The sequence below is a fragment of the Bacteroidota bacterium genome, assembly GCA_016715945.1.
Taxonomy (GTDB): domain Bacteria; phylum Bacteroidota; class Bacteroidia; order Bacteroidales; family F082; genus JALNZU01.
This window is the reverse complement of sequence record JADJXJ010000001.1, coordinates 1,909,558-1,930,882: the sequence shown is the minus strand read 5'-3', so window position 1 is coordinate 1,930,882 and position 21,325 is coordinate 1,909,558. Positions and strand designations below refer to the sequence as shown.

Annotated in this window: 20 protein-coding genes; 14 read left to right on the top strand and 6 right to left on the bottom strand. The window is 51.7% G+C overall.

Features of this window, described 5'->3' with window-relative positions:
* Positions 1-784 precede the first annotated feature (784 nt).
* From IPM52_07435 to fabD, 6 genes are all read left to right on the top strand, one after another.
* On the top strand, positions 785-2,641 hold the full coding sequence (locus IPM52_07435) for a hypothetical protein (protein ID MBK9291443.1): 1,857 nt from the start codon (positions 785-787) through the stop codon (positions 2,639-2,641).
* Positions 2,642-2,664: 23 nt separating this feature from the next.
* Positions 2,665-3,033: a polymer-forming cytoskeletal protein gene (locus IPM52_07430; protein MBK9291442.1), complete on the top strand. Its 369-nt coding sequence runs from the start codon at positions 2,665-2,667 to the stop codon at positions 3,031-3,033.
* A complete protein-coding gene (locus IPM52_07425; GenBank protein ID MBK9291441.1) occupies positions 3,026-3,271 on the top strand; it encodes an AtpZ/AtpI family protein in 246 nt (81 codons plus the stop codon). Before IPM52_07430 ends, IPM52_07425 begins: the two co-directional genes overlap by 8 nt.
* Positions 3,268-3,675, top strand: coding sequence for a hypothetical protein (locus tag IPM52_07420; GenBank protein ID MBK9291440.1), 408 nt, complete (start codon positions 3,268-3,270; stop codon positions 3,673-3,675). The genes IPM52_07425 and IPM52_07420 overlap by 4 nt, the downstream gene beginning before the upstream one ends.
* A gap of 25 nt (positions 3,676-3,700) precedes the next feature.
* On the top strand, positions 3,701-4,330 hold the full coding sequence (folE, locus tag IPM52_07415; GenBank protein MBK9291439.1) for a GTP cyclohydrolase I FolE: 630 nt from the start codon (positions 3,701-3,703) through the stop codon (positions 4,328-4,330).
* A 195-nt stretch (positions 4,331-4,525) separates the two neighbouring features.
* Positions 4,526-5,416 carry an ACP S-malonyltransferase gene (gene fabD, locus IPM52_07410; protein ID MBK9291438.1) on the top strand — a complete coding sequence of 297 codons (891 nt, stop codon included), beginning with the start codon at positions 4,526-4,528 and terminating at the stop codon, positions 5,414-5,416.
* Positions 5,417-5,435: 19 nt separating this feature from the next.
* On the opposite strand, the gene IPM52_07405 is transcribed toward fabD, so the two are convergent.
* A complete protein-coding gene (locus IPM52_07405) occupies positions 5,436-6,689 on the bottom strand; it encodes a competence/damage-inducible protein A (protein ID MBK9291437.1) in 1,254 nt (417 codons plus the stop codon).
* A gap of 115 nt (positions 6,690-6,804) precedes the next feature.
* Here IPM52_07405 and IPM52_07400 point away from each other — a divergent pair, with 115 nt between their 5' ends.
* From IPM52_07400 to IPM52_07380, 5 genes are all read left to right on the top strand, one after another.
* Positions 6,805-7,689, top strand: coding sequence for a nucleoside phosphorylase (locus tag IPM52_07400; GenBank protein MBK9291436.1), 885 nt, complete (start codon positions 6,805-6,807; stop codon positions 7,687-7,689).
* Positions 7,690-7,743: 54 nt separating this feature from the next.
* Complete coding sequence (locus tag IPM52_07395) at positions 7,744-8,298, top strand: hypothetical protein (GenBank protein ID MBK9291435.1); 555 nt, start codon at positions 7,744-7,746, stop codon at positions 8,296-8,298.
* Positions 8,299-8,419: 121 nt separating this feature from the next.
* Complete coding sequence (locus IPM52_07390; protein MBK9291434.1) at positions 8,420-9,841, top strand: MBOAT family protein; 1,422 nt, start codon at positions 8,420-8,422, stop codon at positions 9,839-9,841.
* A 3-nt stretch (positions 9,842-9,844) separates the two neighbouring features.
* Positions 9,845-11,143 (top strand): hypothetical protein, encoded by a 1,299-nt coding sequence (locus IPM52_07385; protein MBK9291433.1) that lies wholly within the window; start codon positions 9,845-9,847, stop codon positions 11,141-11,143.
* A gap of 1 nt (position 11,144) precedes the next feature.
* Complete coding sequence (locus IPM52_07380) at positions 11,145-13,016, top strand: hypothetical protein (protein ID MBK9291432.1); 1,872 nt, start codon at positions 11,145-11,147, stop codon at positions 13,014-13,016.
* A 44-nt stretch (positions 13,017-13,060) separates the two neighbouring features.
* Here the strand turns inward: IPM52_07380 and IPM52_07375 are convergent, their stop codons facing one another.
* The 5 genes from IPM52_07375 to IPM52_07355 form a co-directional block, all read right to left on the bottom strand.
* Positions 13,061-13,810: a glycosyltransferase family 2 protein gene (locus IPM52_07375; GenBank protein MBK9291431.1), complete on the bottom strand. Its 750-nt coding sequence runs from the start codon at positions 13,808-13,810 to the stop codon at positions 13,061-13,063.
* Positions 13,811-13,906: 96 nt separating this feature from the next.
* Positions 13,907-14,959 carry a dTDP-glucose 4,6-dehydratase gene (rfbB, locus tag IPM52_07370; GenBank protein MBK9291430.1) on the bottom strand — a complete coding sequence of 351 codons (1,053 nt, stop codon included), beginning with the start codon at positions 14,957-14,959 and terminating at the stop codon, positions 13,907-13,909.
* An 18-nt stretch (positions 14,960-14,977) separates the two neighbouring features.
* Entirely contained in the window at positions 14,978-16,015 is a 1,038-nt protein-coding gene (gene galE / locus IPM52_07365) for a UDP-glucose 4-epimerase GalE (protein MBK9291429.1), read from the bottom strand.
* A gap of 82 nt (positions 16,016-16,097) precedes the next feature.
* Positions 16,098-16,679, bottom strand: coding sequence for an N-acetyltransferase (locus IPM52_07360; protein MBK9291428.1), 582 nt, complete (start codon positions 16,677-16,679; stop codon positions 16,098-16,100).
* Positions 16,680-16,809: 130 nt separating this feature from the next.
* Complete coding sequence (locus IPM52_07355) at positions 16,810-17,943, bottom strand: DegT/DnrJ/EryC1/StrS family aminotransferase (GenBank protein MBK9291427.1); 1,134 nt, start codon at positions 17,941-17,943, stop codon at positions 16,810-16,812.
* Positions 17,944-18,143: 200 nt separating this feature from the next.
* Between IPM52_07355 and aspA the strand changes: the two genes are divergently transcribed.
* The 3 genes from aspA to IPM52_07340 all read left to right on the top strand — a co-directional run bounded on the left by aspA (position 18,144) and on the right by IPM52_07340 (position 21,244).
* Positions 18,144-19,982, top strand: a complete 1,839-nt coding sequence (gene aspA, locus IPM52_07350; protein ID MBK9291426.1) for an aspartate ammonia-lyase — start codon at positions 18,144-18,146, stop codon at positions 19,980-19,982.
* Positions 19,983-20,466: 484 nt separating this feature from the next.
* Positions 20,467-20,901: a nucleotidyltransferase substrate binding protein gene (locus tag IPM52_07345; protein ID MBK9291425.1), complete on the top strand. Its 435-nt coding sequence runs from the start codon at positions 20,467-20,469 to the stop codon at positions 20,899-20,901.
* On the top strand, positions 20,885-21,244 hold the full coding sequence (locus IPM52_07340) for a nucleotidyltransferase domain-containing protein (protein MBK9291424.1): 360 nt from the start codon (positions 20,885-20,887) through the stop codon (positions 21,242-21,244). Before IPM52_07345 ends, IPM52_07340 begins: the two co-directional genes overlap by 17 nt.
* Positions 21,245-21,325 lie beyond the last annotated feature (81 nt).

The window sequence follows — 21,325 nt, the reverse complement described above, 5'->3', positions numbered from 1 at the left end:
AACAAATCTTACCTTTTGCTTCTGCCTGCTCTGCTGTTGTTGGCGCAGGCGTGTTCCACCAAAAAGAATACCTGGACAAGGCGGGCTTATCATAACCTGACAAGTCGTTACAATGTTTACTGGAACGGAAACGAAAGTCTCAAGGCTGGCGTGGCCGAGCTGCGCAAATCGGCCGAAGATGACTATTCGAAGGTGCTGAGGGTTTTCAACTATGGCTCAAAATCTGAAGCGGCCAGAATCAATGCGCAGATGGAGCGTGCGATCGAAAAAGGTGCCATAGGAGTGCAAAAACACTCTATGGTATTCGGGGGCAGGGAGCAGGTGCGCTGGATTGACGACAGCTACCTGATGATGGGCAAGGCGCATTTTTACAAGCAGGATTATATCAGCGCACGCCGTACATTCGAGTTTGTGGCCAGCCAATACAACTACAACGACATTACCCACACGGCCGACCTTTGGCTGGTGCGAACCTATACCCAGCTCGGTCAGTTCGAACGGGCCGAAGCCATGATTGAGTCGCTGCGCAGCAGGAGCCGCACTGCCATTATGCCCCGCGAAGTGCGCGAAAACCTCAGTCTGGTGGCAGCTGATTTTCTGATTGCCGCCGGTCGCTACAACCAGGCCCTGGATGTTTTGAATCAGTCGCTCAGCGAAACACGGAGCAAGTATTACCGCACCCGGGTGCTCTTTATCGTTGGACAGATTCACCAGCTGTACGGGGATAAACAAAAAGCCAACGAATATTTTGCCCGGGTGCTCAAAGGCCAACCCAAGTTATGCCATGGCGTTCGAGGCCCGCATCAATATGGCCCGCAATTTCGAAAGCACCAGCGGCAGCAGCCGCGACCTGGTCAGGAGCCTGCAGCGCATGTTACGCGACCCAAAGAACGACGACTACCACGACAAGATTTATGCAGCACTGGCCGATATTGCCCTGGGCGAAGGCGATACCGAAAAAGCCATGGAATACCTCCGCCTTTCGGTAGCCCGCAGCACGCGCAACAAACAACAGCAGGCTTCGTCGAGCCTGAGGCTGGCTTCCATGTATTTCGACCTCAACGACTACATCAATGCCCAGGCTTATTACGATACCGCCGTGAGCGCCCTCAACCGCGATTTCCCGGGCTACGACAGCATCCGCAACAAGGCTACCGTGCTCAGCGAACTGGTTGACAACCTGAACACAATCCGGTTGCAGGACAGCCTGCTCAGGGTGGCAAGCATGGACTCGGTGAGCCGCATGGGGCTCATCGATGGCATCATCAGGGCCATCAAAGATGAGAGAGCCAGAAAAGAACAGGAAGAGCGCGAAATGGAGCGAAACGTGCTCATGAACCGCGAAATGGGCATGAGGGGCGGAGGTTCGCCTGTTGACCAGTCGCGGGAATGGTATTTCTACAATCCCAATACCCTGAGCTTCGGATATACCGAATTCCTTCGAAAGTGGGGCCGGCGCAAGCTCGAAGACAACTGGCGCATCAGCGACAAGTCGAGTCTGGGGTCGGTAGGAAGCGAAAACATTGCCCTCGGAGGAGTTGCCGGAGGAAATAACCCTGCCGACTCGGCGGCAAAAACCTACACCGAAACTGACCGCGAATATTACCTTCGCGACCTCCCGCTCACACCCGAAGCCAGGGAAGCTTCGCTCTATATGATCGAAGAAGCCCTGAATAATTTAGGCTATATTTATAAGGAGAAGCTCAACGACTATCCGCGCTCGATTGAGGCTTACAACATGTTGTTAAACAGGTTTTCAGAGACTGAATTCAGGCTTCAGGCCTGGTACTCGCTCTACCGTATGCACCTTGCAAGAGGTGAAACATCCGATGCCGAACGATACGCCTCACTCATCACCCAGCTCTATCCGAACACCGATTACGCGCGTGTGATCGAAGATCCGGAGTATTTTGTCAAAAAGGCAGCCATGGGGGATGAATCCCTGAGTTTTTATGAGCAGACTTTGCAGGCCTATCAAAATGAGGAGTATTTCAGGGTGCTGCTTAATACCACAAGAGCAAGAAACTTGTACAGCAACGATGTTGACCTCTTTCCGCGATTCGAGTTTCTGAGGGCAGTAGCTATGGGTCGTGTGTATGTGGTTGATTCTATGGCGGTTGTGCTCGAAAACATTGTGCGTTCCTACCAGACCAGCCCCGTAGCCCCGCTTGCTGCTTCCATCCTTCGCGGGCTGAACCAAACCTACAAACTCAATGTGGAAGTGCCTGATCTGCCCGGTGATCAGCCCGCAGAAGGCCAGGCCGAAGAAACTTTCCCCTATACCTTTGAACCTGAATCAGGTCATCTTGTGATGGTGGTAGCCAACACCGCCAGGGTGCGCATCGATCCTCTTAGGGTGAGGTTGTCCGATTTCAATTCACGCAATTTTGCGACATCCAACCTTAACCTGCGTAGCCTGGTGCTCAACGACGAATACACCCTGATTACTGTGGGCAACTTTGCGGGAAGCAACGAGGCTGAATCGTACAGGGTGGCCCTTGCGCAGTCCGATTACGTTTTCGGGGGCGTCAACCCCGGCGATTATTTCGTAATGCCGGTTTCGCTGTCGAACTATCCAGTCTTCTACCGACAGAAAGACATACAGGAATACAGCAGGTTCCTGAAGAAATATTATCCGTAATTGTTAACCAAATACTGAAAAAATTGAGAAAGCTTACATCTGTTGTGCACGATTCTGCGGTGAGGAACATCCTGGGCCAGGGCACAATCATCAAAGGCGATATCGAGCTTCAGGGTGATTTTCGGATTGATGGAAACCTTCAGGGTAATATCAAGAGTCAGGGCCGCATTGTCATCGGATCTACCGGCGTGGTCGAGGGTAACATTAACTGTGCCAATGCCGACATTTCTGGCAAGGTTAATGGCAACATCAACACGGCCGAACTCACCACGCTCAAGGCCTCAGCTGAGGTACAGGGCGATTTGGTTACGGCCAGGCTGGCCATCGAGGTTGGAGCGGTTTTCAATGGCAGATGCGTCATGGTTGCCGGGAACAAATCCACCAATGACTGATTCAAAAGAAGAAAGAAAAGGTAAGTTGCCCGATCAGCTTAAAACTTACGCCCGCTATTCTGCCATGGCCTTCCAGATGCTGTTTATCATTCTCGCCGGCGTGGCAGGTGGCTGGTGGGCCGACAGCGCCACCGGCTGGCAGTTTCCGCTGTTTACGGTTGTGCTGAGCGGTTTATCGGTTGCTTTGGCAATTTATTACGCCACCAAAGACTTGCTCAACAAAAAGAATAAATCATGACCCTGCGTCAATACCTGCTCAAGCAGCTGTGGATCACCCTGGGCCTTGCAGCAATCACATGGATAGCCCTGTCGTTTTTGCCCGATAACTGGCAAACCAATGGATGGATCTGGTCGCTCTTGCTTTTCTATGTTTCCGGAGGCCTGTTCTTTGGCTATTTTCTGAAGGTGATGCACAAGAAACAGCATGCGTTTGCCAATTTTTTTCTGATCAGCACAGGACTGAAACTGCTGTTATACCTCACTTTCATTGTTGTTTACCTGTTGTTCAACAAAGGTGAGGCGCGTATCTTTCTGTTGCTTTTTCTTGTTTACTATGCTGTTTATGCGGTATTCGAATCACGGCTGGCCGTCAGGATGCAAAAGCCGCGCGGTAATTTCAAACCTGCCGGCAAACAATCCTAACTTTGCAGCTCGAAATACCTGAAGAATGACCAGTAAGCACCAGCCTAAACCACTGCTTGGCTACGAAAAGATAGAAAAATATGCGCCCGAAAAGCTCGCTGAGCTTCAGGCGCACTACGAAGCCATTCTGCGCCTCATTGGCGAAGACCCCACCCGGGAGGGCCTGCTGGATACCCCAAAGCGTGTTGCCAAAGCAATCCAGTTTTTAACCCAGGGCTACGACCACGATCCGGTGCAGATCCTGCTTTCAGCCAAATTCAAAGAGGACTACCGGGAGATGGTCATCGTGAAAGACATCGAGGTTTTTTCGCTTTGCGAACACCATATGATTCCTTTCATCGGCAAGGCGCACGTGGGCTACATCCCTAACGGATACATCACCGGACTAAGTAAAATAGCCAGGGTGGTGGAAGCTTATGCAAGGCGCCTGCAGGTACAGGAAAGGCTGACCACCCAAATCAAAGAAGCCATCCAGACTGCCCTCAATCCGCTCGGTGTGGCTGTGGTCATTGAGGCCCGCCATCTATGCATGTCGATGCGTGGGGTGCAAAAGCAAAGTTCGGTAACAACCACCAGCGATTTTACAGGAGCCTTTCAAAGGATGGAAACCAGGGCAGAATTTATCAGCCTGATCCAGAACAGGATGCATATCTGAGACAGGCTATTGAAAACCATTTTACCTTTCCTGAGCTGCAATGTGTGCATAAAAGGGGGCGTGTTGTTGAAATATTGCGGAAACAGCCAAACGGAAGGGCGCAACGAAATTGTTATTTTTGCCGCTGCCCCGTGAAACATTTCTCCGGAAACTGATGCGCGAGCGGCCTCCTTTGGTTCAACTAAACCAGACACTATGAAAGCTTATGTTTTTCCCGGTCAGGGAGCACAGTACCCGGGTATGGGTAAAGACCTTTACGAGAAATCGGCCAAAGCAAAAGAGTTGTTTCAGAAGGCCAATACCATCCTCAAATTCAAGATCACCGAACTGATGTTCGATGGTACGGAAGAAGACTTGCGTCAAACCAAGGTCACCCAGCCGGCAATTTTTCTTCATTCTGTGATCCTGGCCACAGTGCTGGGCGATGAATTTAAGCCCGACATGGTTGCCGGTCACTCGCTGGGCGAGTTTTCGGCGCTTGTGGCCAACCGTACGCTGAGCTTTGAAGATGGGCTCAGGCTGGTCTACAAACGTGCCATGGCCATGCAGGCCGCCTGCGAGCTCAAGCCCAGCACCATGGCAGCCATCCTGGGTATGGACGATGCCGAAGTGGAGCGCATTTGCGCCAGTGTAAAAGACGAGGTAGTGGTTCCGGCCAACTACAACAGCCCCGGCCAGCTGGTCATCTCCGGAACCGAGGCCGGCGTGGCCAAAGCCTGCGAACTGCTGCTGGCAGCCGGCGCAAAACGCGCACTGCCCCTCAAGGTTGGAGGCGCTTTCCACTCGCCCCTCATGGAGCCTGCCCGCCTCGAGCTTGCCGAAGCCATCAACGCCACCAAATTTGCCAAAGGAATCTGCCCGATTTATCAAAATGTTACCGGACAGTCGGTCAACGATCCGGAAATCATTAAAACTAACCTGATTGCCCAGCTCACTTCGCCTGTCCGCTGGACGCAAATCATGCAAAACATGATTGCCAGTGGCGTGCGTACTGTTGTCGAAGTTGGCCCGGGTACGGTGTTGCAGGGCTTATTCAAGAAGGTGGACAGAAACATCGTGACGATGAGTGCCGTCCTGCCGGAATAATCGTTATTGAAAAAACAATTTACTTCAGAAGCGCCTTGCGCAGCATATCAAGGGCTGCCAGGGCGCTTCGGCGTATGTTGCGCTCGCGTTTGTCGCCAAACCTGAAATGCTTTGCATAGGTGTGCGCTGGTCCGGCAAGTGCAATCCAGACTGTGCCCACAGGTTTTTCGGGCGTGCCGCCATCAGGTCCGGCTATTCCGGTAATGCCCAGCGCATAATCGGTTTGTAGCCTTTGTCTGGCTCCCTGCGCCATAGCTAAGGCAACTTCCTGACTGACAGCTCCAAAGGCAGAGATGAGCGATTCGTCAACACCAAGCAGAGCTGTTTTCGCCTCATTGGCATATGCTACGATGCTTCCTTTGAAAATGGCAGAGCTGCCGGGAAGGCTGGTGATCAGGTGCGCCAGGTAACCTCCGGTGCAGCTCTCGGCCAGCCCCAGGGTGAGGTTGCCCTCCCGCAGCATACGCGAAACAGTTTCCTCGGGCATTTCGTTGTCAAATCCATAAACCAGATCCGGAAGGAGGGAAACCAGTTCTGAGACCTTGCTGTTGAGCATCTGAAGTATCTGCTGGCCGTCGCTTCCTGTTGCCCCCAGGCGCAGGCGCACAATGCCGGGCTGTGGCAGGTAGGCCAGTTTGAAGCCCTCGGGCAGCCCGGCTTCAAAATCCCGCAAACGTTCGGCTATGGCCGACTCGCCGGCGCCGGTGGTCATCACCGTTCGGAAAAAATAGTTTGTCTCGCCAAACCTTGTCCTGAGCCTGGGCAGAACTTCGTCAGTAAACATGGGTTTCATCTCGAAAGGCACGCCGGGCATAGCAACGATGACCGAACTCCGGTGCTCGAACCACATTCCCGGTGCTGTTCCGTTGGGGTTGGGTATGGGCAAGCAGTTGGACGGAAGCATGGCCTGCTGGCGGTTGCGCTCCGTTACGCCCATGCCCCGCCGGGCAAAGAGGGCTTCGACCTGCGCGTAAGCTTCCTGATTCCAAACCAGCGAAACCCCGAAATAATTGCACAATGCAGGCTTGGTGATGTCGTCGGAAGTCGGCCCCAGCCCCCCGGTCAGAAAAACAAACTGTGCCCTGTTCAGGGCGGAATCCAGTGCCTCGTGCAAGTCGGCTTCGTTGTCGCCTATGGTAGTAACGCGCACAAGTGCTATTCCTGCAGAGAATAATTGTTCTCCCATCCACGAAGCATTGCTGTTGATAACCTGACCGATCATCAGCTCATCGCCTATGGAAATGATTTCTGCCTTGCCTTTTTTTTGTTGCATATCTTATGAAGTTGAGGCCTTAGAACAGCCTTGCTGCGCTTAAGTTCACCTTTGAAGCCAATCTGCGGTTGTTCATCCAAACCAATTACCTTTGCAAATTTAGAAAGCAAATGCCATGACCCATAAGCCAATTCCCGACTCGCAACTGCCGCTCAATGCCGATGGTTCGGTCTATCACCTCAGGTTGATGCCCGAGCAGGTGGCCACCGATATCATTCTTGTAGGCGATCCGAAACGGGTGTCAAAGGTGTCTGCCTTTTTCGACGAAGTGGAATTCGAAGTATCGAACCGCGAAATCATCACCCATACCGGCTATTATCGCGGAAAACGTATCACAGTGCTCTCCACCGGTATGGGTACCGACAATATTGACATTGTAGTCAATGAACTGGATGCCCTATTTAATATTGACCTTAAGACCCGCATTCCAAAAGCCGAACATACCAGGCTTCGCCTGATCAGGCTGGGAACCTCGGGGGCATTGCAGCCCGATGTGCCGGTGGGCGACAGTGTGGTTGCTTCAGAGTATGCCCTTGGCCTCGATGGGCTGCTTTACTTTTACGAAGGAGCCAAAGAGGTAATGGATCAGGGTATGAAAGATGCCTTTCTGGCTCACACCGAATGGAATAAGCTGCTGCCCCATCCTTACGTGGTCAGGGCTTCCGACGAGCTGCTGCAAACAATCGGCCAGGGCTATCTCAGGGGTGTAACCGCCACTGCACCAGGTTTTTACGGGCCACAGGGAAGAAGCCTCAGGCTGCGTTTGCCCGATAAGCTGATGAATTCGAAGATGGAATCGTTTGCTTACAGCGGTCACCGCATCACCAATTTCGAAATGGAAAGCTCCGCATTGTACGGCCTGAGTAAGCTGCTCGGACACGACGCCCTAACCTTGTGCGTGATCATTGCCAACAGGGTGACCGAGAAGTTCGCGCCCAACTATCAGCCATATATGGAAAAGCTTATCCGCACCACGCTCGACAGGCTGGCTTCTACCTGATTGAACAACAGTAGGGTTTGAATCGTTACTTTGGCAAAAAACCACGCTGACCACATGAAACATTTCCTGCCCCTGCTCTTTGTCCTTATTTCTACGGGTTTGTATGCAGGTTCGCCCGAGCTGGACTTCTTCGAAAAAAGCCGGCGTACCAATCAAACCGGGATGGTTGTGCTTGGCAGCTGGGCTGTGGCCAACATGACTGTCGGAGCCATCGGGATGAGGCGGAGCGAGGGTGCCACACGTTATTTTCATCAGATGAACCTGGCCTGGAACGTGGTCAACCTGGGGATTGCTGGCTATGCCATGTGGAACTTTTCGCAGCAGGACCTGGCGTCGGTGCCTTTCCAGGAGCTTGCAGATGAGCATCTCAGGATCAAGAAGTTATATCTGGTCAATGCGGGGCTTGATGTCCTCTACATGGCGGCAGGCACTTACATGTGGCACCGATCGTCAAAAGCAGAAAAGCGTGCCGATATGCTGAAGGGTTTTGGCAGGGCAATTGTGCTTCAGGGCGGTTTTTTACTGGTTTTCGACGGAGCCATGTACCTCCTGCAACAACACAACGAGCACATGTTCCCGGGCGTCATACGGGCTGTCATCTCACTCTAGTTCCAATCAAGGCTCAGCCCGGCACATCCGGGCTACTGTACCGCAATTGCCTTACATTTTTTTGCGTGTGCAATGGGCGCAAAACCATAATTTTGCCCGTTCACATCTTAATGCGGCACACATGGTATTCAGCAGCAGCCTGTTTATTCTTTATTTTCTCCCTGCCTTTTTGTTGCTTTACTATCTTTCGCCGCACCGTTTTCGAAATTATGTGGCCCTCACTGCCAGCCTGTTTTTCTATGCCTGGGGTGCGCCCGATTTTATCTTCATTGTCATCCTGAGCATCATCGCCGATTTTTATCTGGTCAAAGCAATGCATGCTTCCGACACAAGGCGGCGCAAAAGGATGTTTGCAGCAGTCAGCATTGTGATGAATGTTGGTTTGCTGGCCTACTTCAAGTATGCCAACTTCTTCATCGAGAATGTGGATGCCCTGTTGTCGGCTTTTGGCAGTGGTCCGGTGCAATGGACGAAAGTGGCGTTGCCCATTGGCATCTCTTTTTTCACTTTCCAGAAGATGACCTACACCATTGATGTGTACAGGGGCATGCATCCGCCACTCAAAAGCGTTGCCGACCTGGCATTGTACATCCTGATGTTTCCGCAACTTATTGCCGGACCAATTGTGCGGTTTAACGAAGTGGCCGACCAGCTTCGCGACCGGCGGTGGAACGAAACGGCCGACAATCGCATCACTGGTTTTTTCCGTTTTACCATTGGTCTGGCCCGTAAGGTGCTCATTGCCAATCCTCTTGGAGCCTATGCCGACAGTGTTTTCGGAGCTGAGGTAGCCCAGCTCGACACCCTCACGCTCTGGGCCGGTATCCTGGCCTATGCATTCCAGATTTATTACGACTTTGCCGGTTACTCGGATATGGCCATCGGGCTGGGACGCATGATCGGTTTCGATTTTCCGGAAAACTTCAACAACCCCTACATCTCGCGCAGCATTTCGGAATTCTGGAGGCGCTGGCACATAACGCTCGGCCGGTGGATGCGCGACTACCTCTATATCCCGCTGGGAGGCAACAAGGTTAGCCCGCGGCGCATGTATTTCAACCTGTGGCTGGTGTTCCTCATCTCCGGTCTGTGGCACGGAGCCGCCTGGAATTTTGTGTTGTGGGGCGCTTTTCATGGATTTTTCCTCATTCTCGACCGCCTTTTCCTGCTTAGGTTCTATGAGCGACTGGGCCAGCTCCCAAGCCTCGTCATCACCTTTTTTATCACACTGATCGGCTGGGTGCTTTTCAGGGCCGAGAGCATGGCGCAAATATCGGCCTACCTCCACGGCATGTTTGGCTTCGGCGGGAGCAACCACCTTCCGGTGAGCCGCGAGGTATGGATGACCATGATCTTTGCCGGCATATTTGCTTTTCTGGCATACCTGCCCGGCATAGAAAAATGGCAGCAAACAGTTTACGCCAAAGCACACAAGCTCTCTACGCTGGTGTTCATGGCGCTTGCCTCGGTCGTCCTGCTCATTATCAGCCTGGGCGCCATCACCTCCTCCGGGTTCAATCCGTTTATCTACTTCAGGTTTTGATGCATGAGGGCGATTAGGAAGGTCATAGCTGTTTTGTTGCTCATCCTGCTGGTGCTGCCTGTCCTGCAACAGTTAACGGGCTTTCCGAAAGTCCGGGGCCTGAAAGGCTATTTTGAAAATCCTGTAAAACCATCTTTTTCGGTCAGCAACTTTCTCAACGGCACCTATCAGGACAGCCTCAATACCTGGTTAGAGCATCATGTGGGCTTCCGGCCTGATCTGATCAGGATATACAACCAGTTGAGATACAGTCTGTTCGATACTGTTACCGCCAATGCCGTAGTTCGGGGGAAAAACGGTTTTCTGTACGAGACCAATTACATCAGGGCCTTATATGGGCTGGACTATGTGGGCGATGAGCAGGTTGAAAAGCATGCCACACAGCTGTCGCAGATTTCGGAATGGCTGGGCAGGCACAACAAGCATCTGGTGGTGTTGCTTGCACCCGGCAAGGCCTCTTTCTTTCCCGAGCACGTACCCGACCGTTTTGCCTCCGCAGCCGTTGGAAAGCGCAACGATTTTGAGTATGCAAAGGCGCTCTCGGCCCGGGGGGTGCCCGTTATCCATGGCAATCCCTGGTTCGCAGCCATGCGCGACACCGCCAAACTGGCGCTCTTCCCGAAATGCGGCATCCACTGGAGCTATTACGGAATGACGCTTGCTTTCGACAGCCTGATCAATACCATGGCACAGGTGTCGGGGCGTAAGTGGCTCGATTTCAGGGTTTCGCGGATAGAGGTTACACACAAGCTGCGCTCGCCCGACCGCGACCTCTGGGAAGGCCTGAACATCATATGCGAACCCGACGATTTTGCAATGCCATATCCCGAGCTTCAGCTGAAAAAGATTGGCAAGGCGCCCAACGTGATGGTTGTGGCCGACAGCTACTATTGGCAGTGGTTTGGCAGCGGATATGCCACCGAAGCCTTCGGTGAGCATGCTTTCTGGTACTACAACGAACAAATCTTTCCCGGCGACGGAGGTTCGCCCATCGAACGCCGGAATGTGGATATGCTGCTTCGTGTGCTCGAAAATGATTTTATCGTCATCCTGCTCACCGATGCGAATATGTATCGCTTTGGCTTTGGTTTCGTCGAGCAGCTCCACGAAGCCATCCAGCAATACGATAGTCTTTCGGCAAGCGACCTGGCCAAGCTCGACGAGATTGTTGCTGCAATCCGCGCCAGCGAAGAGTGGATGGCCAACGTCAGGCAAAAAGCCGCCGACCGGCGCATCAGCGAAGAAGAAATGATACGGCTCGATGCTTTCTGGGTGTTGCAACATAATAAAACAAAGAACTAGGATGCACCTGAAGACAATACGTAACTACTTTGCCACCAGAGACATATCCTTTTACACCCTTGCTGCCGTGGTGGCATTGCTGGCAGCCATGCTTCTATCGCACTTTCCGGCTGTGCTGCTTTCGTGGGACATCTTTGGCTATTACCTCTACCTGCCGTTCACCTTCATCTACCGCGACCTGGGCCTGGAAAACTTTTCGGTGGTCGAGGGGATTATCGCAAAATATCAGAATACCTCCAGCTTTTATCAGGCCATGCCCATGCCCGACGGCCGCTGGGTGATGAAATATCCTATGGGGATGGCCGTGCTTTACAGTCCGTGGTTTTTTATCGGTCATCTTTGGGCGCATTTGAGTGCATATGAGGCTGATGGATTCTCGTTTCCTTACCAGGCCAGCCTGCTTTACGGCAGCTTTGTTTACACCCTTGCCGGTCTGGTGCTTTTCCGTAAGGCCATGCTCCGCTTGTTTTCGCCCGGTGTGGTTGCTATGTTGCTGGTGCTCATCCCGTTTGGAACAAACTTCATGATTCACACAGTATGGCACGGCCAGGGACTTATGTCGCACAACTACCTTTTTTTCCTTTTTGCGGCGGTGCTTTGGCTCAGCATGCGCTGGCACGAAAAACCGTCCATGTCTGTGGCCATTCTGCTTGGTCTGGTTGTGGGACTGGCCGCTCTGAGCCGACCCACGGAAATTCTGGTTGCCATGGTACCCGTGCTTTGGGGAATTCACGACAAAGCATCAATGATGGCAAAATGGCAACTCTTAATCAAAAACTGGAAACAGCTGCTGGCAGCTGCAATGCTTGTCATTGCCATCGGAAGCATGCAACTGATTTACTTCAGGTTGTTTACGGGGAAGTTTCTCTACAACAGCTATGGCGGCAATGCCGGTGAAGGCATGGAATTTCTGCAGCCTTATATCCTTGAGGTACTTTTCAGTTTTCGTAAAGGCTGGTTACTCTACACCCCCCTTATGGCGCTTGCAATCCTCGGCTTTGTCAGTTTGTGGCGCCAGAAGCGCGAGCTGTTTTTCAGCCTGTTTGTGTTTTTTGTGGTTTCCTTTTATGTGATCGCCAGCTGGTCGTGCTGGTGGTATGCCGACAGTTTCAGCCAGCGTGCGGTCATACCATCCTACGTTTTTCTGTCGGTACCACTGGGCTTTTTGCTTCAGGCAGCATTGCGCAAAAGCTTGCTGGTGCGGCTGCCATTTGCATTCGTTCTGGTCATGCTGGTCGCGCTCAACCAGTTTCAGAGCTGGCAGTTTCTGCAGGGAATGATTCATAGTGCGCGGATGACCAAAGAAGCTTACAAGGCGGTCTGGCTGAAAACCGCACCCCCGGCAAAGCTGGAGCAACTCTGGCTGGTCGATCGCACCAAAACTCCGGAGCATCTGATGCAAAGCGGACGCAAATTCCGGATTTGCACGCTGGCACACTACACCTTCGACGATCAGCCCCTGAGCAATACCGGAATGCCCCCAGGCTTAAATGGTGGGGTGTTTGCTCTGAGTCCTGATCAGCCTTTTTCGCCGCTTTACGAAACCGACTGGCATCGCCTGTCGTTGCATGAGTTTGGCATCATCAGGGTTTCGGCGCGCGTTTATGCAGAATTTTCACCGGCCGAACAGCCTTTTTATCTCACCGCCACCTTTATGCACAACGGTTATGCTTATGCCTATGGCAGTAAAATGCCTGACCCTGAGCTTTTTGTGCCTGGCGAATGGAATGAGGTGGACTTTTATTACCTCACCCCGGAGGTGCGCAAGCCCACCGATCGGTTCAGGGCTACGCTGTGGCTGCCCGGAAGCGGCCTGGTTCTGGTGGATGAGTTCAAGGTGGAGCTGCTGGTTCCCGAAGGCTGGATCGAATAGTTTCCGTCAGCATTCAAAAAGCCGGATAGCCTTGATTTTGGGGCTCAAAGCCTGATTGGCCGGGTGAAATGGTTGCGGTCGAAGAGGTTGTATTTCAGTACACAAATGATTGCCCTGACGCCGTCTTTCCAGTTGATCTTTTTGCCCTCGGCATAGGTGCGTCCGTAGTATGAGATACCGACTTCGTAAATCCTTATGCCCGGGATGCGTGCGATCTTGGCCGTTACTTCGGGTTCGAAGCCAAAACGGTTTTCCTTCAGCCGGATAGATTGAATGATTTCGCGTCTGAACAGCTTATAACCCGACTCCATGTCGGTCAGGTTCAGATTGGTAAACATGTTCGACACAAAGGTGAGAAACTTGTTGCCGATGCTGTGCCAGAAGAAGAGGATGCGATGCGGGTCGCCCCCCATGAAACGGGAACCATACACCACGTCGGCCATGCCGTCGCGCACGGGGCCGAGCAATTTGGGGTAGTCGCGCGGGTCATATTCATAGTCGGCATCCTGAACCAGCAAGTAATCGCCTTTGGCATCCTGAATACCCTGTCGGATAGCAAAACCTTTTCCCCGGTTGGGTTTCGAGCTGATCAGGCGAACCGGCTGTGCGGGATGGTTTGCCATATATTCTTCAACCTTCCGGATGGTGCCATCTTTGGAAGCATCATCAACCACGATGATCTCGCCAGCGATGTTGTTCGATTCCAGGCTTTTGTAAACTCTGCCAATCACATCGGCTATGGTGCGCTCCTCGTTGTAGGCGGGAATGACAACACTCAGCAAAATATTCTCCATAAACAATATCGAATCTCCGCAAAAGCTGCAAAGGTAAGCATCATGCAACAAAGCCCAAAGCGGAACAGACTTTTTAGTGCCCGGAAAGAGGTTTAATTATCTCTTTTCGTATTGTTCTTCGTAATATTTGAGGTAGTGGCCTGAGGTGACCTCATCGAGCCATTCCTGGTTACTGAGGTACCACTCGATGGTGAGCCGGATGCCTTCTTCAAACTGCAGCGAGGGCGTCCAGCCGAGTTCACGTTGCAGCTTTCCGGCATCAATGGCGTAACGAAGATCGTGGCCTGCGCGGTCTTTCACGTATGTGATCAGTTGTTCAGAAGTGCCGGGTGCACGACCGAGCTTTTCATCCATAATGCGGCAAATCACCTTGATCAGGTCAATGTTTTTCCATTCGTTGTGCCCGCCTATGTTGTAGGTCTCGCCATCTTTGCCCTTGTGGAAGATGAGGTCGATGGCACGGGCATGGTCCACCACATACAACCAGTCGCGCACGTTTTCGCCTTTGCCATACACAGGTAAGGGCTTGTTGTGACGTATGTTGTTGATAAATAGCGGGATAAGTTTTTCGGGGAACTGATTTGGCCCGTAGTTGTTCGAGCAGTTCGAGATAACTACCGGCAGGTTGTAGGTATCGTGGTAGGCACGCACGAAATGATCGCTCGAGGCCTTTGAAGCCGAGTAAGGACTGTGGGGGTCGTAGGGCGTTTCTTCTGTAAAATAGCCTGTTTCGCCCAGTGAGCCATACACCTCATCGGTCGAGACGTGATAAAACCGTTTGCCCTCGTAATTGTCCTTCCAATGGTATCTGGCGGCATTGAGCAGGTTCACCGTGCCCACCACATTGGTCATAACAAACTCCAGCGGATTGGCAATCGAACGGTCCACATGCGACTCTGCGGCAAGGTGAATCACCCCGTCGAACTGATGCAGTGCAAAAAGTTTTTGCATCAGCTCACCATCCACGATGTCGGCTTTCAGAAAATGATAATTGGGCAGATGTTCGATGTCTTTCAGGTTGGCCAGGTTGCCTGCATATGTCAGCTTATCCAGGTTATAAATCTGGTAATCAGGGTATTTTGTTACAAAAAGCCTGACCACATGCGAACCAATAAATCCGGCTCCTCCGGTGATGAGTATTTTTTTCATGCCGCTGATAAGTTTGGATTATGCTTGATTGTTTTTTGTCCTTTCCCTGTAGGCTTGCTCCCATTTCCATGCCGAGGCGGTCATTTCGTCCAGGGTCCGTTTGGCTTTCCAGCCAAGTTCTTGATTCGACCAGCTGGGGTCGGCCCACACTTTTTCCACATCGCCTGGCCTGCGGCCCACAATCTTGTAGTTTAGTCTGAGGCCCGAAACCCGTTCGAACGATTTGATGACGTCGAGCACAGAATACCCTGTGCCGGTGCCCAGGTTGAACACTTCGAAAGCCTGTTTCATGCGGCCCTCAAGCATGCGCTGCACAGCCACCACATGGGCTTGTGCCAGGTCAACCACGTGGATGTAATCGCGTATGGCTGTGCCGTCGGGGGTGTTGTAGTCATCGCCAAACACACTGAGCTGCTGCCGGATGCCTATGGCTGTCTGGGTGATGAATGGCACCAGGTTGTTGGGTACGCCCAGCGGCAATTCGCCGATAAGGGCCGAATCGTGTGCCCCGATGGGGTTGAAATAGCGCAACGCAATGGCTCTGAGCTGGTTGTTCGACCGCAAAGTGTCCTGAATGATTTCTTCCGATATCTGCTTGGTATTGCCATAAGGCGATTCGGCCTTTTTAATCGGCGCCTGTTCCGAAACCGGCAACACATCGGGTTGCCCGTAAACTGTGCAGCTCGACGAAAAAACCAGGTTTGGCGCGCCAATGGCTGCCATGCTTTCCAGTATGTTCATCAGCGACACCAGGTTGTTGCGGTAATACATCAGGGGTTTTTCCACCGATTCGCCCACCGCCTTGTATGCTGCAAAGTGAATGACGCCTTTGATGTCGCTGTATCGGGCAAACAAGTCTGCAGTAAGCTCCCTGTCGCTCAGGTCGATGAGCTCAAACTGGGGTTTTTTGCCTGTGATCTGCCCGATGGCATCGACCACCCAGGCTTGCGAATTGCTCAGGTTGTCGGCAATGAGTACTTCAAAGCCTTTGTTTTGCAATTCCACCACGGTGTGTGAGCCAATGTAGCCTGTGCCGCCGGTTACTAGAATTCTCATATCAGTTTAATTTGATTTCAAAGGTATGAACCACACCTGCACTTTGCAAAACGCTGATGCGATTTTTGTGGCAAAGTTTGCCTCAAAGTTTTTTCACTCTTCCGTTTTCGAGTTTGTAAGTTTCTCCGCTTTCGGGGCAGGATGCCATTCCGTTTTCGTCGAAATGCAGCCGGTGGCCAAACTCGCTCATCCAGCCAACCTGTCTGGCGGGATTACCTACTACCAGCGCGTAAGGCAGCACTTCTTTTGTGACAACCGCCCCTGCGCCAATAAAGGCAAATTCGCCAATGTCGTGACCACACACAATGGTGGCATTGGCTCCGATGGATGCCCCACGCCGCACGATGGTCTGGGTGTACTGGCCACGTCGGTTGACATTGCTCCGCGGATTCACCACGTTGGTGAAAACCATCGAAGGCCCGAGAAACACATCGTCCTCGCAAATCACACCGGTATAGATACTTACGTTGTTCTGAACCTTGACATTTCTGCCGAGCCTTACCCCGGGCGAAACTACCACATTTTGTCCGATGTTGCAGTTCTCGCCTATCTCGCAACCTGTCATGATGTGCGAGAAATGCCAGATTTTGGTGCCTTTTCCGATGATGGCTCCTTCATCGATCACAGCTGTTTCGTGAGCGAAATATTCCTTTTTGTCTGTCATAGGGTTGCAGGTGTTTGGTTGGAAAGATTGCAAAATGATGCGGCAAGTTAGCGAAAAATGCAATGCATCATGCAATCAAAAAGCCACCTTGGCTGGAGTGGCTTTTTAAGTATTTGTTCTATGGCACCTGTCAGTCTTTCTGAACAAATTCGATGACTGCATCGCACACATACTGTAGGGTTTCGTCGTCGAACTCGGTATGCATGGGCAGCGATATCACGGTTTTGCTCAGCCGCTCGGCAATGGGGAAATCGCCTCTTTTGTACCTTGGGTCGTTGTAGGCTTTTTGCATGTGCAGCGGCACGGGGTAATAGATGGCGCTGGCAATGCCCTTATCGGCAAGATGTGCCATCAGTTTTTCGCGGTTCACGCAGTGCGTAACCAGGGTGTATTGATGAAAGACGTGGGTGGTGAATGGCGCAGTAACCGGAGTCTTAAGTTTTTCGATGCCGGCAAAAGCGCGGTTGTAGTAGTTGGCGGCATATTGGCGTGCTGAGGCGTAGGCGTCCAGATGTTTGAGCTTGATGTCGAGCACTGCGGCCTGCAGGCTGTCGAGGCGCGAGTTGACGCCCACCATGTCGTGATAATAACGCACTTTCATGCCGTGATTCACAATCATTCTGAGTTTTTCGGCCAAAGCGTCATCGTTGGTGAAGATGGCGCCGCCGTCGCCATAGCACCCAAGGTTTTTGGATGGGAAAAAAGAGGTGCAGCCAATGTGACCGATTGTCCCGGCTTTGCTTACACGACCGTCGCTGTGGGTGTATGCTGCGCCAATGGCCTGTGCATTGTCTTCAATTACATAAAGATTGTGCCTTTTGGCAATGTCCATGATTTTATCCATATCGGCGCACTGGCCAAAAAGATGTACGGGCACGATGGCTTTTGTTTTCGGGGTGATGGCGCGCTCAATGGCATCGGGATCAATGTTGAAAGTGTCAGGGTCCACATCTACAAGCACCGGGGTGAGCCGCAGCAGGGCAATCACTTCGGCTGTGGCAATGAAGGTAAAGGTGGTCGTAATCACTTCGTCGCCAGGTTGCAGGTCGAGGGCCATCATGGCCACCTGCAGGGCGTCGGTGCCATTGGCGCAAGGAACAACGTGTTTTACGCCAAGATAATGCTCCAGATTGACCTGAAACTGTTTCACGGCAGGGCCGTTGATAAAGGCTGTGGTAGTTAAAATCTCCTGAAATGCAGCATCGACTTCTGCCTTGATTTTCTGATACTGACCGGCCAGGTCAACCATGGGGACGTGTTTCATTGCAGCTGAAAAATTTTGTGGGGTTTTGGAGGGGCAAAACTACTGATAATTTTTTCACAGCTTGACCTCAGTGGGCTCAATCACCGGAAAAAATAGGCACTTCAGTCAATCAATATCAACCCGACGATATAGCAGGAATTAAACCAAAACCTTACTTTTGTGAAAAAATTAACAATACAAAGATTATGTACAGCCAAAGGATGACATTCGATGATAAGTTGCATTTTCTCAGCCAGATAGAGTTGTTCAGGGGGCTGAGCAGGGAGGAGCTCAGGGTGATTGCGGAGGAAGCCAGTCAGCGCGAATACGACCAGGGCGAGCTGTTGTTTTCGGAGAATGCGCCCCGGCGCGAGATTTTCATCATAGCCGAGGGCAAGGTGGAGCTGTTCAAGACCACGGCATACGGTGAAGAGCAGCGCATCACGTATTTTTCGCGCTACGACTTTCTGGGCGAAGGCTCACTCATGGACGATGCGCCCCACAGCACCTCGGCGCGTGCGGTCGAAAAGAGCCTGGTGCTTGTCCTCGACAGGGAATTGTTTCGGGCTTCGGGTTCAATAGCGCTGGTCATCCTGAGCAACATTACCAAGGTGGTTTCGCGCCGCATGCGCTATGCCAATGCCCGCCTGATGAATGCCACGAGCCAGTACGAGAGTGGCAAAACCCGCCAGGAACACGACCTGCTGGGCTACCGCGATGTGCCATATGAATACTACTACGGCATTCAGACCCTCAGGGCGCTCGAAAACTTTAACATCTCTGGCGTCAGCCTGAACTTTTATCCCGATTTTGTCAATGCCCTAGCCATGGTCAAGATGGCGGCGGCACGCGCAAACCACGAACTGGGTCTGTTGCCGACGGAACTTGCCAATGCCATCATACAGGCCTGTCAGGAAATCCTCGACAACCGCTGGCACACCTTTTTTGTGGTGGACATGATTCAGGGTGGGGCAGGCACCAGCACCAATATGAACGCCAACGAGGTGATCGCCAACCGGGCTTTGGAGATAATGGGCTACGAAAAAGGTCAGTATGAGCACTGCCATCCCAACAACCATGTCAACCTGTCGCAGAGTACCAACGACGCCTACCCGACTGCAATAAAGATTGCCCTCATCAAAGCTAATGACCGTTTGATCAATGTGTTGCAGGAGCTCATCAAATCGCTCCACCAGAAGGCACGCGAATTTGCCGGTATCATCAAAATGGGCCGCACCCAGCTTCAGGACGCTGTGCCCATGACACTGGGGCAGACTTTTTCGGCCTTTGCTGTCACCCTTGAGGAAGAAGTGCACAACCTGAACAAGGCTGCAGCTTTGTTTCTTGAGGTAAACATGGGCGGAACGGCCATAGGCACAGGCATCAATGCCGACCCCAAGTATCGCGATAAGGTGATCCCTTACCTGCGTGTTATCACCGGCCTCGACATCCGCCTGGCCCGCAACCTGATCGAGGCCACCCAGGACACCGGCGATTTTGTGACCTATTCGGCTGCCCTCAAACGCCTGGCCGTCAAGCTGTCGAAAATGTCGAACGATCTGCGCCTGCTGTCTTCAGGTCCGCGCGCCGGCATCAACGAAATCAACCTGCCCCCCATGCAGCCCGGCTCGACCATCATGCCCGGCAAGGTAAATCCTGTGATACCAGAGGTGGTCAACCAGATTGCGTTTAAGGTAATTGGCAACGACCTGACTGTCGCACTGGCAGCCGAGGCCGGTCAGCTCGAACTCAATGTGATGGAGCCGGTGATTGTGCAAAGCCTGTTCGAGTCGATGGAGATGCTGCGCAATGGCATGAAAGTGCTCCGCGAACGTTGCATCACAGGCATTACAGCCAATGCCGGACGCTGCCGCGAAATGGTGCACAACTCCATTGGTCTGGTCACGGCACTCAACCCCTACATCGGCTACGACGCTTCTACCCAGATAGCCAAAGAAGCCCTCGAAACCAACCGGAGCGTCTATGAACTGGTGCTCGAAAAGGGACTGCTTTCGAAAGAAATGCTCGATAAAATCCTGGCGCCGGAGAATATGATCTGATTTTGGCGTGCTCCGGCAACGAGTTTGCTTTGTGCGCCTTAAATGTGGCCATAGCCTTGGCCGGGCATGCAGCGAAAGTTTGTTCGAGTCGTGACAAATTATTTGTTTGATAAAAAGTGACCTATGTGTGTAAAGGATCACTTTCTGACTCCATAGCGGTCTGTGTGCAACCGATCTTTTTTTGAAAGCTTATACCTTCAGGCTTGGTTACTGTTGTGTTTCCGGCTCTTTCGCACTTCCCATAAATGCAAAATAGACGGGGTTCTCAAAACACTGATTGCGATTCTATAATAATCAACAGCCGCGACGCCGCAATTTTTGTTTGAAAACGGGCTCCCTGAAAATAATTATTCACTAACTTTACGCATGCTGAGCTTATTTTCCTTAAAAAACCAAAAAGGCCAAGCTTCCAAAAGACTTTTTGCACACAGTTAGTTTTATTTGTCGCCTTTAAAAACACCCAAAAAAAGAGAAATCACAATATATGAGTCAGTTAGATACCGCCTTCCTGGAGCGAAGCATAAGCACACTAAAAAAAGCCTACTCGCTGCTGCAAACTGCGGACCAGAAAGAAATAGACTATGAAATGTATCGCTCAGCCTGTGTGAAGGAATTTGAAATCATATTGGAGCAATCCGGAAAATTGCTTCGAAAATGTCTGAAACCATATTTCCATTCAGACAAAGCCGTTGACCGCTTGCATTTTAAAGATGTTTTCAGGCACGCAGTACTGCGAGGCATCATAACGCCTGAGCTTGCTGAACGTTTTTTCGAATACCGGGACAACAGAAACACCACCGCACACGATTATGGTGTTAAGTTCGCCGAAGAAACACTGATGCTGCTGCCCGGGTTTATTGAAGATGCTCAATTACTGGTCGCGTTGATTAAACGACAATCCCATGATTCTGAGAGCTAAAGACAAAGAACGGTTGATCGCAATTTTTCAGGAGGCGCCCGTAAATATGGAGGTATGGGCTTATGGTAGTCGCGTTGATGGCTCAGCTCACGAAGGCAGCGATCTGGATTTGGTGATCAGAACCCATGATCTTGACAAATTGCCCTCAAATATTTTTTTTCAACTTAAACAGAAAATTCAGGAGAGCAACATACCCATACTGGTAGAATTGTTTGATTGGGCACGATTGCCTGAAAGTTTTAAAAAGAACATCGAAGCCAGGTATGAAATCCTGTACAGCAATATTCCAATGATGAGCAACGATTCCACAGCAGATTACAATACGACAGAAAAAGACAACTGAAAAAGCAGCAAGCTACAGTATTGGGCAAGTAATCAATGCCTACTTTTGGACTCAACATAACAATCCGGCCGGGAAAAGCGA